We start from the raw sequence: 14,812 nt of genomic DNA on the forward strand, positions 1-14,812 counted from the left end.
GCGGCTCAGCGGCTCAGCGGCTCAGCGGCTCAGCGGCTCAGCGGCTCAGCGGCTCAGCGTTCCCCCAAGACCAGACCCACGCAATCCCCACGCCCCCCTGACGCACAAAAAAAGGCGGCCCCGGATGGGACCGCCCTGTCATCGTACCGCTCGGCGCGAATCAGAAATCGTTGCGATACTGTTCGTTGCCGATGAAGCCGAGCTTCGTGACCGCCGAGCGCTTGATCACCGCCAGCGTCTGGTCGACCTTGTCGTACTTCGCCTGCGGATCCGGCTGGAAGTGCAGTTCCGGCTCCGGATTGATCGCCGCAGCGGTGTCCAGATACTGACGCAGCGTCACCTCGTCGACCGGCTGACCATTCCACGAGACCGTACCGGCCGCGTCGATGATGATCTTGTTCTTCTGCGGATCGACCGGCGGCTTCTGGTTACGCGGATCGTTGACCGGAAGGTCGACCTTCACCGCGTGCGTCGGGATCGGAAGGGTAATGATGAACATGATGAGGAGCACGAGCATGACGTCGATCAACGGCGTCGTGTTCATGTCCATCATCGGCTCGCCGTCGTCCGAGCCACCACTCATTGCCATGTCAAATACTCCTGGGTCGGGCGGGGCAGATCAGCCACCCGCGGGTGGCGGCTGCGAGATGAAGCCGACCTTGGCGAAGCCTGCCTGCTGCATCGTGTAGATGGTGCCGCCGATGCACTTGTAGGGCGTGTTGACGTCGCCGCGGATATGGACTTCGGGCAGTTCGAGGTTCGGGTTGCCCGCGCCGCCCTGGCGTTCGATCTCCAGCTTCAGCTTGTCGACCGCGCGGGTCAGCAGGTCCTTGCTGGTGATCGGCGACGTGCCCCAATAGACGAGGCAGTTGCCGTCCGGGCCGCTCGTCACCGACAGCAGCACGTTTTCGGGCTTCGTCGTCGTCGGATCGAAACGGACCTTGGGCAGAACGATGCCCTTGACCGTCTGGATCGCCACCGGAACGGCGATCAGGAAGATGATGAGGAGCACCAGCATCACGTCCACGAGTGGCGTGGTGTTGATGTCCGACATCGGTTTCTCGGAGGAGCCTCCTCCTCCAGTGCTCATCGCCATGTGCGAGCTATCCTATCCATTCCTTATGGCCGGACGCCGTCTGCCGCAGTGGACGAGTCCAAGGGCACCGGCGCCGGCGGGTTGCGGGATGCGCCGCAAGCGGCACATCCCGCAGCCTCGTCGCTTACGGGCGCGTCTGCACGCCACCGGCCTGGCCGGCGGTCGTGGTCGCGGCAACCGGCTTCACCGGCGCCTTCGAAGCGGCACCTGCGATCGTCGGCTTCACGGCGCCGTTCGAAGCGAGGAAGCCCAGCACGTCGTTCGAGAAGGCCGACAGGTCTTCCGCGATCGACTTGTTGCGGCGCTGCAGCCAGTTGTAGGCGAGCACGGCCGGAACCGCGACGACCAGGCCGAGTGCGGTCATGATGAGCGCCTCACCGACCGGACCGGCGACCTTGTCGATCGAGGGATCGCCCGACGCACCGATCTTGATCAGCGCGCGGTAAATGCCGACCACGGTGCCGAACAGACCGATGAACGGTGCGGTCGCGCCGACGGTCGCGAGGAAGGCGAGACCGCCACCCAGCTTCGAGTTGATCGCCGCTTCCGAACGGGCGAGCGAACCGTGCAGCCAGTCGTGCGCTTCGACCGGATCGGTCAGCTTGGCGTGCTGGTCCTGCGCCTGCAGACCGTCATCGACGAGCTGCTTGTAGGCCGAGTTCTTCTCGAGCTTGGCCGCGCCTTCACGCAGGTTGCTCGACTGCCAGAAACCCTGACGGACGCGCTTCGCCTGGTTGATGATCTTCTGCTGCTCGAACAGCTTCGAGAACAGGATGTAGAAGGAGACGATCGACATCAGCACGAGGATCGTGAAGACCGACTGCGAGATGAGGCCGCCTTCCTTCAGAGCGGCCTGCAGGCCGAACTGGTTTTCGGCTGCCGCGGTGCCGCCGGCCGCGAGAATGGTGGTGAGCATTTGGGTTAAATCCTTGTCAAACGGTGTAGAAGTTCGGGGAGGATCCGCCCGTCGTCCGGCCTATTCCGGATAACGGGCGGGCCGCATCATTCCTTCGGGATCTTCCAGACCACGCGCCGGGTCTGCGTCGTGGCGATCGGGTTACCGCTGGCGTCCTGCGCCGGGGTATAGCGACCCCGCCGCGTGATCGCCGCGCAAGCTGCACGATCGAGAGCCGACGAGCCGCTGGACGAGGTCGTCCGGCAATTCTCCACCCGGCCAGCGGTGCTGATCGTCCATGCGATCACGCTGGTGCCCTCTTCGTTGTTGCGAAGCGAGCTGGGCGGATAGTCGTCGTTCGTGATCCACGCCGACGGGTCACCCTTCGCACCCGCAGCCTTGCTGACGACCGGCGGAGCCGGCGGCGCAGGGGGAGCAGGCGGGGCCGGCGGCGCTGCGATCGGCGTCAGATTGACGGCCGGAGGCGGCGTCGTGACCGTCTGGATCACCACGGGCGGCGGATTCGGATTCTGCACGATCGGCGGCGGCGACACCACGGGCGGCGGCGTCATCGGCGTGTCGGGCGGAGGGGGCGGCGGTTCGTCCGGCGGCGGGGGCGGCGGCTCCTCGACGTCGAACGTGTTAAGCTTTTCTTGGGCCTTCTTCACGTATTGGTACGCGAGCCCGGTGACGAAGGCATAGCCCAGCGCCGCATGGATGAGCACGACGATGAAAATCGCGACCATCTTGCCACCGGACATCTTCTGGTCAGCATAGGCCATTCAGCAACGACACTCCCTAATCTCGTGGTCCTCGCGGCGCCTGGGGGAAGGACACGCGTAGGCCACTGCCCCGGCTGCGCCGGATATGGCAGTGCCGTCAGTCCTATCGCCCCGTTCCCCGCCGCGCAAACGCTTTGTCGGACGCAACAAACGTACAATCGCTTCGCGACAGAATTATTTCTGTATCGTTCAGGCGCGCTGGGCTAGCGCTACCGCCATGATCAGCGCCTTTCACCGCCGGCCAGCCACCCTGCTCGCCTGCCTCGCCTCGGCCGTATCCAGCCCCCTTATTGCCGCACAAATGCCGCAGAATTCCGCGGTTTCGGCCACAAGCGCCTCACCGGGCGTCAGCGCGCAAACCGCTCCGCCATATGCCGACATCGCCGATCTGGTGATCGCGTCGCCGATCATCGCGGACGCTACGATCCGCTCCGCGCTAAAGCTGAAAGGCGCCGATTCGGCAGGCGTCGCGCCGGGCATGACACGCTATTATGTCGAGGCCGATCTGGTCGCGCTGGTGCGCGGTGCGGGCGGACTGCCGCCGCGAATCGGCTATCTGCTTGATGTGGCGCCCGATTCGGCCGGGCGACAGCCAAAGCTCAAGAAGCTGCGCGTGCTGCTGTTCGGGCGGAGCGTACCGGGCACGCCGAATCAGATTCAGCTCGTCGCGCCCGATGCGCAGATTCCCTGGTCCCCGACCGAAGACCAGCGCGTCCGCGCGATCGCGCAGAGCCTTGTCGCCGCCGATGCCCCGCCCGTCGTCACCGGCATCGGCAATGCCTTTCACGTGCCCGGCGCGCTGCCCGGCGAAGGCGAGACGCAGGTGTTCCTCACCACCGCGAATGGCGCGCCGGTGTCGCTGACCGTCCTGCGCCGGCCCGGCGAGCAGCCGCGCTGGGCGGTCGCGCTGTCGGAGATCGTCGACGAGGCCGCGGCGCCGCCGGCACGCGACACGTTGCTCTGGTATCGCCTTGCCTGCGCCCTGCCCGCCGCCCTTCCGGCCCGCAGCACCGCGTCGCTCGATCCGGCGAATGCGGAGCTGGCGCGGCAGGACTATCGTTTCGTCTTGGAACAGCTCGGCTCCTGCGGCCGGACGCGCACGCTGCGCTGATCCGGCCCGCGCCGCCGTTTACCGACGGTGACGGACCAGCGTGATCCCGATCGATTCGCCCGCCTCGGCGATGGCGAGCTTTACGATCTTCACCTCGACGCGCAGCACGCGCTCGTCGGCGAGGAACAGCGTCTCGCAGATATGGTCCGCGACCGCCTCGATCAGCGTGAAGTGCAGCCCCTCGGGCAATGCCGTGGTCGCCGCATGTTTCAGATCGAGATAGTTTTTCGACGCCGACAGCGGCGTATCGGGTGCGAAATGATCCGGGCAGCGCAGATCGACGGTCAGGTCGATGCGCAGTGGCTGCGGCAGGTGCGTTTCTTCCGAATAGATGCCGGTGAGCACCTGGACTTCGAGGTCGTGGACCTGCAGCTGAAGACGGTCTTGCATGGGCGGCGCCTCTAGCAAGCCTGCTCGCGGGACGCGAGTGGGGTGTGGTCCTTGCGCATTCCGCTTGCCATCCGCCCCCGCGCGCGTCATGCGCGCCGCCGCCCGCTGTCGGGCGTGAAGGACCCCTGCCCGTGATCGCTTTCGTGCCGCTGGCTGATATCGATGACGCCGCCGTCGAGGCGCTACTCGACCGTGCGTTCGGTACGGACCGTCACGGACGTACCGCCTATAAGGTGCGGGGCGCCGCCGCCGCGGTGCCCGCGCTCAGCGTCGCGGCGCTGGAAGACGGCACGCTGATCGGCTCGATCCAATGCTGGCCCGTCCTGCTGACCGGTGACGACGGCGTGGGCCATCGCCTGACCATGATCGGTCCGGTCGCGGTCGAGCCGGGCCGGCAACGCGATGGCATTGGCCGCCGCCTCATTACGCATGCACTCGACGCCGCAGCGGAGCATGGCCTCGATCGCGCGCTGATGCTGATCGGCGACCCGGAATATTATGCGCGCTTCTTCGGCTTCGACGCATCGCGGACTGCCGGCTGGCGCCTGCCCGGCCCGGTCGAACGCCACCGCCTGCTCGCGCGCGGTGCCAATGTGCCCGCAATCCACGGGGTTCTCGGACCGATCGCCTTGCCCGTAGAGGCCGCGAGCGCCTGACCCGCTTTACGTCGCGCCTGCCAGCCCCTACCTCGCCCCCATGCCGATGGAGGAGCTTCCCGATCTCGCCGGTCTCAGCCTAGCCGAGATCGCTACCCTGGTCGAACACCGGCGCCTGCCGCCGGTCGAGCACTGGAACCCCGCACATTGCGGCGACAGCGAGATGCGCATCGCCCGCGACGGCACCTGGTTCCATCAGGGATCGCCGATCGGCCGCCAGGCGATGGTGCGCCTGTTTTCCACCATCCTGCGCCGCGAGGAGGATGGCCGCTACGTCTTGGTCACGCCGGTCGAAAAACTCGACATCGCGGTCGAAGACGCTCCCTTCGTCGCGGTCGAAATGAAGGCGGAGGGTGACGGCCCCGACAGTCGCCTCGCCTTCCGGCTCAACACCGGCGATCTCGTGAATGCCGGCCCGGATCATCCGCTGCGCTTCGCCACCAGCGAGGACGGCCCCCGCCCCTATCTCCACGTCCGCGGCGGGCTCGAGGCCCTGGTCGCACGGCCGGTCTATTACGACCTCGCCGAACGCGCACTTGCCGAACCGGAGCGGCCCGGCATCTGGAGCGACGGCGCCTTCTTCCCACTGGACATGACCGCGTGAGTCTCGCCGCGCGACTGGCTGCCGCCCTCGATACGGGACGGGCCGCGCAGCCCATGCTGCTGACGAGCGATCATCGCGACCTCGAAGCCCGCAACGACGCCGATCTGACGCCCGCCGCGGTCCTGATCGCGGTGACCGACCGCCCCCGCCCGGGCGTGATCCTGACCCAGCGCACCGACACGCTACGCAATCACGCGGGCCAGGTCGCCTTCCCCGGCGGCCGCCTCGATCCCGGCGAAGATCCGGTGACCGCTGCGCTGCGCGAGGCGGAAGAGGAGGTCGCCCTGCCCCGCGCCCTCGTCGACGTGGTCGGCAGCATCGCGCCCTATCGCACCGTCACCGGCTTCGCCGTCACGCCGGTGCTCGGCGTCGTCCCGGCGGACGTGCCGCTGGTACCGAGCGAGGCGGAGGTCGCCAGCGTCTTCGAAGTCCCGCTCGATCACCTTCTCGACCCGGCGCAGCAGGTGCAGGCGAGCGCCGAATGGCGCGGACAGACGCGGCATTTCTACGAGATTCGCTGGCAGGATCGCCGCATCTGGGGGGCAACCGCAGCGATGCTGGTCAATCTGTCCCGGCAGCTCGCATGGGCGTGACACTGAACCTCGGCCGACTTGCGGCGCGCGAAGGCTTTGCGGCGCTGATCGAGGCATTGGGCGGTCCGGATCAAACCCGGCTCGTCGGCGGCGTGGTGCGCGATACGTTGCTGGGACTCGATCCCGCCGACGTCGACCTCGCGACGCGCCTGTTGCCCGACGCCGTTCTCGCCCGTCTGAAGGCCGCCGGCATCCGCGCCGTGCCCACCGGCATCGCCCATGGCACCGTCACTGCCGTCCTGCCGTCCGGCCCAATCGAGGTGACGACGCTGCGTCATGACGTCAGCACCGACGGACGCCACGCGGTCGTCGCGTTCACCGACGCGTGGGACGAGGATGCCGCACGCCGCGACTTCACGATGAACGCGCTGTACGCCGATCCCGTCACGGGCGCGGTGTGCGATTCGGTCGGTGGCCTTGCCGATCTTCAGGCACGCGTCGTGCGCTTCATCGGCGATCCCTATCGGCGGATCGCGGAGGATCATCTGCGCATCCTTCGCTTCTTCCGCTTCCACGCCCGCTTCGGCGACACGATCGACGCGGAGGGCCTTGCGGCCTGCAGCGCCCGCGCCAACGACCTGATGGCGCTATCGCGCGAACGGATCGCATCCGAGTTGCTCAAGCTGCTCGTTGCGGCACAGGCGGTGCCCGTCGTCACCCTCATGATCGACCACGGCATCTTCCGCGCCGTCCTGCCCGAAATCGCCGATGCCGCGCCTTTTGCCGAACTTGCGGAGCGCGAGGCTGCGGCCGGCATCGCACCCGATGCGATCCGCCGGCTGGCGACGCTGATCCCGGCGTCCGCGGCGGAAAGCGTCGGCGCGCGCCTCAAGCTGTCGAATGTCGACCGCAAGCGCCTCTGCGCTGCGACGCAGGGTCCGGGCGACGAAGGGCCGCGCGCGCTCGCCTATCGCGTCGGCCTGGCGAGCGCGATCGATCGCCTGTTGCTGGCCGGCGAGGACGTGTCGGCGTTGCAGGACTGGACGCCGCCCGCCCTGCCGATCGGTGGCGGCGCGCTGGTGGCGCGGGGGCTGTCGAAAGGGCCACAAGTCGCCGCGGTGCTACGCGCGATCGAAACACGCTGGATCGCCGAGGGCTTTCCCCCGGCGGATCGCGTCGATCAGATCGCGGATGCAGCGGTCAAGGACGCCCTCGCCGCCCGGATCGCCGACAGCGCATCGACGGCCTCGAGCGGCCGCGCGTAGAGATAGCCCTGGCCGTAGGTGCAACCCAGCGCCGCGAGCGTCTGCGCCAGATCGTTGCTCTCGATGCCCTCCGCAGTCGTCCGCATGCCGAGCGCCTGCGCCAGGCTGAGCACCGCGCGCACGATCGCGATCTTGTCGCGGTCGGTCAGCATGCCCGTCACGAAGCTGCGGTCGATCTTCAAAATGTCGATCGGCAGCTTCTGAAGGTAGGCGAGGTTCGAATAGCCGGTGCCGAAATCGTCCATCGCCAGCGTGCAACCCAGCGATTTCAGTGCGTGCATGATCCCCGCGATACGGTCGGGATCGCTGACGATCGCGCTTTCGGTCAGTTCCAGGACGAGGCGGTCGCCCGTCAGATCGTGGCGGATCAGCGCCGCCTCGACGACAGGCGCGATATCGTCGCGCTGCATCTGGATCGCCGACAGATTGACCGCGAGGCGCATGCCGCACGTCCCGCCGCATTCCTCGTCCCACCAGCGCAGCGTCCGCGCCGCTTCCTCGATCGCCCAGCGTCCCAGCGGCACGATCAGCCCCGATTCCTCGGCGACCGGGATGAAGGCACCCGGATCATGCTCGACGCCCTGCGGGTCGCGCCAGCGCGCGAGCGCTTCAAACGACACGATAGCGCCGCTCGACAGGTCGCAGATCGGTTGGAAGGCAAGGCGCAGCTGACGCTCCTCGATCGCGCGGCGCAGCGCGGTTTCCATCGCGAACTGCTCGCGCGCCAGCGTAAAGGCCTGGGTCTGATAGCTTTCGACCTGCAACCCCGACTTGGCGCGCTTCGCGGCGAATTGCGCGTTGCGGATCAGCTCCTCGGCATCCTCGACGCTCTCGTCGGCATGCGCGATGCCGACCGAACATTCGATGCCGATCTCGTAATCGCTCAGGCGGAACGGCGCCGTCAGCACGCGCTGGATGCGCTCGGCGAGCCAGGTCGCCTCGGCCTGATCGTCGTCGATCCCCATCAGGATCCCGAATTCGTCGCCACCGATTCGCGCCAGCACATCGCGCGCCCGCAGCGCCCCCTTGATCCGACGCGCGACGGTGATCAGCAGCTCGTCGCCGGCAAGACCACCCAGGCACGCATTCAGCCGCCCGAACCGGTCGAGGTCGATGACGAGCACCGCGCAACGCCCCTGATCCTTCTGCGCCGTCTCGATCGCGTCGCCGAAGCCTTCGCGATTGGGCAGGCCGGTCAGGCTGTCGGTGGTCATTTCGCGGCGTAGCGAGCGTTCGGTATGGACCTGTGCGGTCAGGTCGATGAACGAAATCTGGCACCGATCGCGCAGCGCCGGCGTCGGCCGCGCGAAGGTCACGCGATAATAGCGCGAATCGATCACCTGGCCGATCGACCAGTCGAAATCGGTGCGCATCTCGGTCGACCGAAGGAATGCGTCGATCCGGCTCGCGAGCAACGCCAACATCGGCGATCGATCCGCCACCACACCCAGTCCCGCGAGTCGGTAGGCACGGTTCATCGAGAGGAAGCCAAAGGCATCGCCCTCGCGCACCACCTGAACCGCGGGGATCGGAATCAGCTCGAGGTCCCGCTCGAGCATCTCCTGCGCAGCGGAAAACGGGGGCACCAGATCGGACGAGGCGGTAGCCATAATCCCGTCCATAACCGGCGTTCGTTAAAGCGATCTGAAAGTCGGCCAGACGTTTACGCGGCCCCACCCCACCGGGGAGGGGCCGCGTAAGCCGTTTACAGATGTATCGCCGCACCGAACAGGAACGAGCGTCCCGCCAGCGCGTCGTAATAGACGTTCGCCGCCGACGACCCGCCAGTCGTGGCGGCCGCCGCATAGGGGATATTGCGATCGGTGACGTTGTTGACGTTTATGCGGAAATCGAAGCGCGGCGTGGCGTGGATCACGATGCCCGTGTTCCACATCACATAGCTGCCGACCCCCATCACATCGCGCGTGCCGGGCTGCTCGGTCGGATCGAACACGGCAGGTCCCGTGTACAGGATCTGGTTGAACCAGGACACGTTGCCGCTGTCGAGCGTCGCGTTCAGGTTGGCCCGGTCGACGAAATTGCCGGTGCCGAGCTGCCCGCGTTCGTTCTGGATGCCGCTGTCCGCACTGATGACGGCATATTGCTTGATGACGTGCTGGTAGCTCGCCTGCACCGTTAGCCGGCCGATCGAACCCGGCAGCGTCATCGGATAGGCCAGGGTCGCCTCGATCGCCCTGAACACCAGCGCCCCCTGGTTGACGTACGGCTCCTGCAATGCCGTCACCTGCCCCAGATTGTCCGAGCCGGTGCCGCGGGTGATCAACCCACAGTAGAAGTTGTTGGGGTAGCTGGTCGAATCATAGCACCCCTTCAGCACCGATGTCGCCGACGAGGCGGTGATGACGTTGCGCAGGTCGATGCTGATATAATCCGCCGACAGCGTCAGCCCATGCAGGAAGGCGGGATCGAAGACGCCGCCGACCGTCCAGGACGACGACTTTTCGTTCTGCAGGTTGCGGTTGCCGATGATCGTGACCGGCACGGTCGCCGAATTGATCAGCGAGCTGAAGTTTGCCGGAACACCCGCCGCCGCGCAGTTCTTCGCCCGCACCGCCGGATTGGGTCCGGCGCTCACGTTGCTTTGGTCGCACGGATCGTAGCCGCCGTCATAGGCCGGCTGGTTCGCCGCGAAGAGCTCGGTGATCGACGGTGCCCGGATCGCGCGGGTGTAATTGCCGCGGATCGCGAAGCCTGCCACCGGCGCCCAGCGTCCGCCAGCCGTCCAGGTGAAGGCACCACCATTCGCCGAATTGTGAACGTAGCGACCCGCCGCATTCACCTCCAGCTCGTGGATCAGCGGGATATGCTGGTTCGGCCCGATCAGCGGCGCGCGCATTTCGCCGAACACCTCGTTGGTGACGTAGCTGCCTTCGACGCCCAAGATCGGGATCGAACGGCCCAGCGCCTGCGTATAATAGGCGTCCGGTGAGAAGCGCGAATATTCGCGCCGGTTCTCATAGCCGACTGATACGCCCAGATCGCCCCCGGGCAGCGTCGCCAACGCCCCCGTCAGCGTCGCCAGAAAATCGCGCTGGCTCGTGATCGACTGCGTCCGGGCCATCGTCGTCACGTAATCGCGGGCGGCCTGCGTCGGCGCACCGTTACCAAACAGATTGAGCGGTGCGCAGGTCTGCGAGATCGTACCATTATATTGCGGCGTGTTGGGCGGCGCCGTGGGATCGTTGGGATCGGGATTGAACGCTGCACAGGCGATATTGCCGTTCGCATCGGTGCCGACGTTGAGCGCGCGGCGCAGGTTCGGCTCGACCAGGCTGGGGATCAACGACGTGCCGCTCGTCCGCCCGTAATTGGCCGAGGCATCCCAGGTCCATTTGTGGCCCAGCGCCTGGAAGTCGCCGGTGAAGCCGCCAACGAAGCGGTACATGTCCTGCTCCAGCCGCGACACTCCGGTGACAAGGTCGGTGTTCGCCCGGCCCAGATAGAAGACGTCGTTGTCGGTAGCGGGCAGACCGTTCGCCAGCAGGTTTTGGACGATGATCGCCTTGGCCTGCGGGGTCAGGAAGGGGTTGCCCACCTTCATGATGTAATTGCCGTTGATGTCGAAGGCGCCCGGCGCCGCCTGGCGGAAGAAGGCGGTATTGTAGACTGGCTGGCCGGCGAGGTTCGTCGCGTTGCTGCGCGAATACCATGCCTCACCATATGCCTTCACCGAGTCGGTGAGCTGGTAGTTGAGCAGCGCCGTTGCGTTGAAGCGATTGTCGTTGACGCGCAGGTTGGTGATGTTCGCCATGTCGAGCGCATCGCCGCCCAGGAAGGTGGTAGGATCGGTCGTCACCTGTCCCGTGTTGAACGGCACCAGCGTGCCGTCGGGGGCAAATCGCAGCAGGTTTCCGTTGGCGTCGGTGATGCTGCGCGTCTTGCCCAGCGTGCCCCGGTCGAGGAAATAGGGGTTGCCGCCCGGTTCGCCCAGAAAGGTGCGAAGGTTCTGCACCAGGATCTTCTGATACTGCGCATTTGCCAGCGGCTGAGACGGGTTGCTCGGATCAAACGGCGTGATGAAGCCCGATTGCTGCGCGATGACGCTGCGCTGGCTGCCCAGCAGGCCGTCGTCGTGATTATATTCCGCATCGACGGTGATGTTGCCGCGGCCACCGGCAAAGTTCTTGCCGACCAGCGCGCGGATGCGCTGGTTGCCCAGATCGCCGCGCTGGCTGATCCCGGCCTGCCCATCGAGGTCGATGCCCTCATAATCGTGCTTCAGGATGATGTTGACCGTGCCCGCGATCGCATCTGAGCCGTAGATGGGCGCGCCGCCGATCGACACGGTGTCGACGCGCTCGATCAGCTTGGTCGGGATGGTGTTGAGGTCCACCTGCCCGCCGCCACCGGCCGACGAGAAGACGGTCGAGGCATTGGCACCGACGAAGCGCCGACCGTTGACCAGCGTCAGCGTCCGCTGCGAGCCGAGGCCGTACAGATTGACGAAGCTCTGGCCGACACCGAAGCCGTTGCCCTGGTTGCCGATCGAGGAACTGTCCGGCACCGCAAAGCCCGGCAGCTGGTTGATCGCATCGGCGACGTTGGCATAGCCGCGGTCGTCCAGCAGTTTCGAATCGATGACGTTGGTCGGCTGGGCATTATCGATCGACGGGCGCCGGATGCGCGATCCGGTGACGACGATGTCGTCGCTTTTTGCAGCGGCGGGCGTCGGCGTCGGCACCGCCTGCACAGACGTAGAGGCGGTGGCATCGGTCGTCTGGGCCAGGGCCGGCGCGGCGACCATCGCAGTGGAGATCAGGCACGCCGACAGGCTCGTGGTGGAGAGCAGGGTTTTGGTGAACACGACAGGATCCCTTTTGTTTTCCTGACGTGAGCGCTGTCATAGCGCTGTAACATCACTCAAATTACAAATTTTTCACTAGATGACGAGCAGATTAAGTCAGTGTTGCAGCCCATTATCTCAACTCATAAATTCTTCGACTTTCAGTGCCTTACCTTGTCCGCCTGCAAGTGCTATTTTTAGCACAGTCCTTTTATTTGCCGACAAGGACAGCAGCGCTTCCATCGTTCATCGATCGTTCAGCGGGAGGAGCAGGGTTCGCTCATCAACGCCGTCATTGCGAGCGCCGCGAAGCAATCCGGAGCCGGACCAAGCCGCCCTGGAGCGCTTCGCGCGCTCGCAATGACAATACGGCGCGCGAACACCCGCTGCCCTCACCCCCCGAAGCGATTGTCCCGCGGGAATCCCGTCGGGGGCGTCCGCCCCGCGGCACCGCGCGCGGTGCGCCACAGCGACAGGTCGCTTTCCGTCCGCGTGCGGCCCGTGTCGCCGCCCATTGGCCAACTCATCCCCTCGGCGAAGACGAAGGTCGTCGCATCGGACAGGCTGCCTTCGCGGAAGCGCTGGATCTGAACGCCCTGCCCGCGGGTCATCACCGGCAGCTCCGCGATCGGGAACACCAGGAATTTGCGGTTATCGCCGATCGCCGCAATGTAATCGGCGTTCGGCACCACCGGGCGCACGACCAGCAACTTCTGCCCCGGCCGCGGCGTCATCACCGTCTTGCCCTTGCGGGTCTCGGCGATCACGTCTGCCACCGGCACGCGGAAACCCCGCCCGTCGGTCGCCGCGATCAGCAACTGTTCCTGCGCGCGCGCATTGAGGAACGCCGCGACGGCGACCGATCCGTCGAGGTCGATCATCGCGCGCACCGGCTCGCCGAAGCCGCGCCCCCCCGGCAATTTGTCGGCCGCCAGCGTGTAGAACCGCCCGTTCTCCGCCGCCAGCAGCAACTTGTCCGTCGTCTGCGCGTGGAAGGCGAAGGCGGGGCCGTCGCCTTCCTTGAACTTCAGCGTATCCGACGCGGCAAGGTCCACATGCCCCTTCATCGCGCGGATCCAGCCGCGCTGTGACAGGATCACCGTGATCGGCTCGCGCTCGATCATCGCCTCCAGCGGAATGTCGCGGGTCGGCGCCGCTTCCTCGATCCCCGTCCGCCGCGCGCCGAGCGCGGTCTCCGGGCCGTAGCGGTCGCGGATCTTCTTCAGGTCACGCTTCATCCGCCGCTTCTGCTTGGCGGGATCGGCGAGCAGCCCTTCCAGCTCGGTTCGTTCCTTGTCGAGTTTGTCGCGCTCGCCGCGAATCTCGAACTCCTCCAGCCGCCGCAGACTGCGCAGCCGCATGTTGAGGATCGCTTCGGCCTGCCGGTCGGTCAGGCTGAACTCCGCCATCATCACCTGCTTGGGCTCGTCCTCGGTGCGGATGATCTCGATCACCCGATCGAGGTTGAGGTAGGCGATCAGATAGCCATCGAGCAGTTCGATCCGGTCGGCGATCTTGCCCAGCCGGTGCCGCGTCCGGCGGTCGAGCACGACGAACTGATGCTCGACCCAAGCCTTCAGCGCCCCGCCCAGCGACATGACGCGCGGCGTGCGCTCCTTATCGAGCACGTTGAGGTTGAGGCTGATGCGCGTTTCGAGGTCGGAAAAGCGGAACAGCCCATCCATCAGCACCTGCGGGTCGACGGTGCGGCTGCGCGGCTCGAGCACGACGCGGATCTCGGCATCCGATTCGTCGCGCACGTCGGCCAGGATCGGGAATTTCTTGTCGTTGATCAGGCCCGCGATCTGTTCGATCAGCTTGCCCTTCTGCACGCCATAGGGGATCTGGCTGACGACGATCTGCCAGCCGCCGCCCTTCTCGCGCTCGATGTCCCAGCGCGCGCGGACGCGGAAACTGCCACGCCCCGTGGCATAGCTTTCCGCGATCACCGCCGCCGGATCGACGACGATGCCGCCGGTCGGAAAATCCGGCCCCTTCACATAGTCGAGCACCGCGGCGTCGGGCGCATCGGGCTTGTCGACCAGCATCATCGCCGCATCGAGCAATTCGGCGGCATTGTGCGGCGGGATGCTCGTCGCCATGCCGACCGCGATCCCCGCCGCGCCATTGGCGAGCAGATTGGGGAAGAGGCCCGGGAACAGCTCGGGCTCCTGCTCCTCGCCATTATAGGTCGGCCGATAGGCGACGGCGTCTTCGTCCAGCCCGTCCATCAGGTCGATCGCAACCTGCGTCAGCCGCGCCTCGGTGTAGCGGTACGCCGCGGCGTTATCGCCGTCGATGTTGCCGAAATTGCCCTGCCCGTCGACCAACGGATAGCGCAGCGCGAAATCCTGCGCGAGCCGGACCATCGCGTCATAGACCGACTGGTCGCCGTGCGGGTGATACTTGCCGATCACGTCACCGACGACGCGCGCGCACTTCTTATAGCCTTGCGCGGGATCGAGCTTCAGCAGCCGCATCGCCCACAGCAGGCGGCGGTGCACCGGCTTCAGGCCGTCGCGCACGTCGGGCAGCGAGCGCGCGGTGATCGTCGACAGCGCATAGACGAGGTAGCGGTCCGACAGCGCGGTATCGAAGGGCGCGTCGAGCACGCCCACCGTCGGTTCCTGAAAATCGGTGGCCATATCGGGAACGATAGCAGGGGACGGCCCGCGA

Annotated in this window: 13 protein-coding genes; 5 read left to right on the top strand and 8 right to left on the bottom strand. The window is 66.3% G+C overall.

The window, feature by feature from the left end; genetic code table 11:
- Positions 1-160: 160 nt before the first annotated feature.
- From ACGVWT_RS16695 to ACGVWT_RS16710, 4 genes are all read right to left on the bottom strand, one after another.
- Positions 161-589, bottom strand: coding sequence for a biopolymer transporter ExbD (locus ACGVWT_RS16695; protein ID WP_024310303.1), 429 nt, complete (start codon positions 587-589; stop codon positions 161-163).
- A gap of 30 nt (positions 590-619) precedes the next feature.
- Positions 620-1,096 carry a biopolymer transporter ExbD gene (locus ACGVWT_RS16700; protein WP_024310304.1) on the bottom strand — a complete coding sequence of 159 codons (477 nt, stop codon included), beginning with the start codon at positions 1,094-1,096 and terminating at the stop codon, positions 620-622.
- 124 nt (positions 1,097-1,220) lie between these two features.
- Positions 1,221-2,012 carry a MotA/TolQ/ExbB proton channel family protein gene (locus tag ACGVWT_RS16705; protein ID WP_116462672.1) on the bottom strand — a complete coding sequence of 264 codons (792 nt, stop codon included), beginning with the start codon at positions 2,010-2,012 and terminating at the stop codon, positions 1,221-1,223.
- A gap of 86 nt (positions 2,013-2,098) precedes the next feature.
- Positions 2,099-2,773, bottom strand: coding sequence for an energy transducer TonB (locus tag ACGVWT_RS16710; protein WP_017979408.1), 675 nt, complete (start codon positions 2,771-2,773; stop codon positions 2,099-2,101).
- Between the two features lie 301 nt (positions 2,774-3,074).
- On the opposite strand from ACGVWT_RS16710, the gene ACGVWT_RS16715 reads away from it, so the two are divergent.
- Positions 3,075-3,884: a hypothetical protein gene (locus ACGVWT_RS16715; RefSeq protein WP_315463059.1), complete on the top strand. Its 810-nt coding sequence runs from the start codon at positions 3,075-3,077 to the stop codon at positions 3,882-3,884.
- A gap of 18 nt (positions 3,885-3,902) precedes the next feature.
- Here the strand turns inward: ACGVWT_RS16715 and ACGVWT_RS16720 are convergent, their stop codons facing one another.
- Positions 3,903-4,274, bottom strand: a complete 372-nt coding sequence (locus ACGVWT_RS16720) for a dihydroneopterin aldolase (protein ID WP_116462670.1) — start codon at positions 4,272-4,274, stop codon at positions 3,903-3,905.
- Positions 4,275-4,405: 131 nt separating this feature from the next.
- On the opposite strand from ACGVWT_RS16720, the gene ACGVWT_RS16725 reads away from it, so the two are divergent.
- Genes ACGVWT_RS16725 through ACGVWT_RS16740 form a run of 4 tightly spaced genes read left to right on the top strand, consistent with a single transcriptional unit; the run spans position 4,406 to position 7,332 of the window.
- Complete coding sequence (locus ACGVWT_RS16725) at positions 4,406-4,930, top strand: GNAT family N-acetyltransferase (RefSeq protein WP_315463024.1); 525 nt, start codon at positions 4,406-4,408, stop codon at positions 4,928-4,930.
- A gap of 40 nt (positions 4,931-4,970) precedes the next feature.
- Complete coding sequence (locus ACGVWT_RS16730) at positions 4,971-5,534, top strand: DUF1285 domain-containing protein (protein WP_315463025.1); 564 nt, start codon at positions 4,971-4,973, stop codon at positions 5,532-5,534.
- Entirely contained in the window at positions 5,531-6,127 is a 597-nt protein-coding gene (locus ACGVWT_RS16735) for a CoA pyrophosphatase (protein WP_315463026.1), read from the top strand. Before ACGVWT_RS16730 ends, ACGVWT_RS16735 begins: the two co-directional genes overlap by 4 nt.
- The gene (locus ACGVWT_RS16740; protein ID WP_315463027.1) at positions 6,118-7,332 is read left to right on the top strand and encodes a CCA tRNA nucleotidyltransferase; all 1,215 of its coding nucleotides are present in this window, start codon (positions 6,118-6,120) and stop codon (positions 7,330-7,332) included. Before ACGVWT_RS16735 ends, ACGVWT_RS16740 begins: the two co-directional genes overlap by 10 nt.
- Here ACGVWT_RS16740 and ACGVWT_RS16745 read toward each other — a convergent pair.
- From ACGVWT_RS16745 to parC, 3 genes are all read right to left on the bottom strand, one after another.
- Positions 7,248-8,942 (bottom strand): bifunctional diguanylate cyclase/phosphodiesterase, encoded by a 1,695-nt coding sequence (locus tag ACGVWT_RS16745; protein WP_315463028.1) that lies wholly within the window; start codon positions 8,940-8,942, stop codon positions 7,248-7,250. The two genes, ACGVWT_RS16740 and ACGVWT_RS16745, sit on opposite strands and share 85 nt — an antisense overlap.
- Before the next feature lie 95 nt (positions 8,943-9,037).
- Positions 9,038-12,157: a TonB-dependent receptor domain-containing protein gene (locus ACGVWT_RS16750; protein WP_315463029.1), complete on the bottom strand. Its 3,120-nt coding sequence runs from the start codon at positions 12,155-12,157 to the stop codon at positions 9,038-9,040.
- A 371-nt stretch (positions 12,158-12,528) separates the two neighbouring features.
- Positions 12,529-14,781, bottom strand: coding sequence for a DNA topoisomerase IV subunit A (gene parC / locus ACGVWT_RS16755; RefSeq protein ID WP_315463030.1), 2,253 nt, complete (start codon positions 14,779-14,781; stop codon positions 12,529-12,531).
- Between the last annotated feature and the right edge of the window lie 31 nt (positions 14,782-14,812).

Origin of the sequence: Sphingomonas sp. S6 (genome assembly GCF_043498045.1) — a bacterium.
Lineage (GTDB): Bacteria > Pseudomonadota > Alphaproteobacteria > Sphingomonadales > Sphingomonadaceae > Sphingomonas.

Coding starts and splice junctions, on each gene's coding strand:
- ACGVWT_RS16705 (WP_116462672.1), bottom strand. CDS start 2,012: ATGCTCACCACCATTCTCGCGGCCGGCGGCACCGCGGCAGCCGAAAAC.
- ACGVWT_RS16710 (WP_017979408.1), bottom strand. CDS start 2,773: ATGGCCTATGCTGACCAGAAGATGTCCGGTGGCAAGATGGTCGCGATT.
- ACGVWT_RS16740 (WP_315463027.1), top strand. CDS start 6,118: ATGGGCGTGACACTGAACCTCGGCCGACTTGCGGCGCGCGAAGGCTTT.
- ACGVWT_RS16720 (WP_116462670.1), bottom strand. CDS start 4,274: ATGCAAGACCGTCTTCAGCTGCAGGTCCACGACCTCGAAGTCCAGGTG.
- ACGVWT_RS16745 (WP_315463028.1), bottom strand. CDS start 8,942: ATGGCTACCGCCTCGTCCGATCTGGTGCCCCCGTTTTCCGCTGCGCAG.
- ACGVWT_RS16715 (WP_315463059.1), top strand. CDS start 3,075: ATGCCGCAGAATTCCGCGGTTTCGGCCACAAGCGCCTCACCGGGCGTC.
- ACGVWT_RS16695 (WP_024310303.1), bottom strand. CDS start 589: ATGGCAATGAGTGGTGGCTCGGACGACGGCGAGCCGATGATGGACATG.
- parC (WP_315463030.1), bottom strand. CDS start 14,781: ATGGCCACCGATTTTCAGGAACCGACGGTGGGCGTGCTCGACGCGCCC.
- ACGVWT_RS16730 (WP_315463025.1), top strand. CDS start 4,971: ATGCCGATGGAGGAGCTTCCCGATCTCGCCGGTCTCAGCCTAGCCGAG.
- ACGVWT_RS16700 (WP_024310304.1), bottom strand. CDS start 1,096: ATGGCGATGAGCACTGGAGGAGGAGGCTCCTCCGAGAAACCGATGTCG.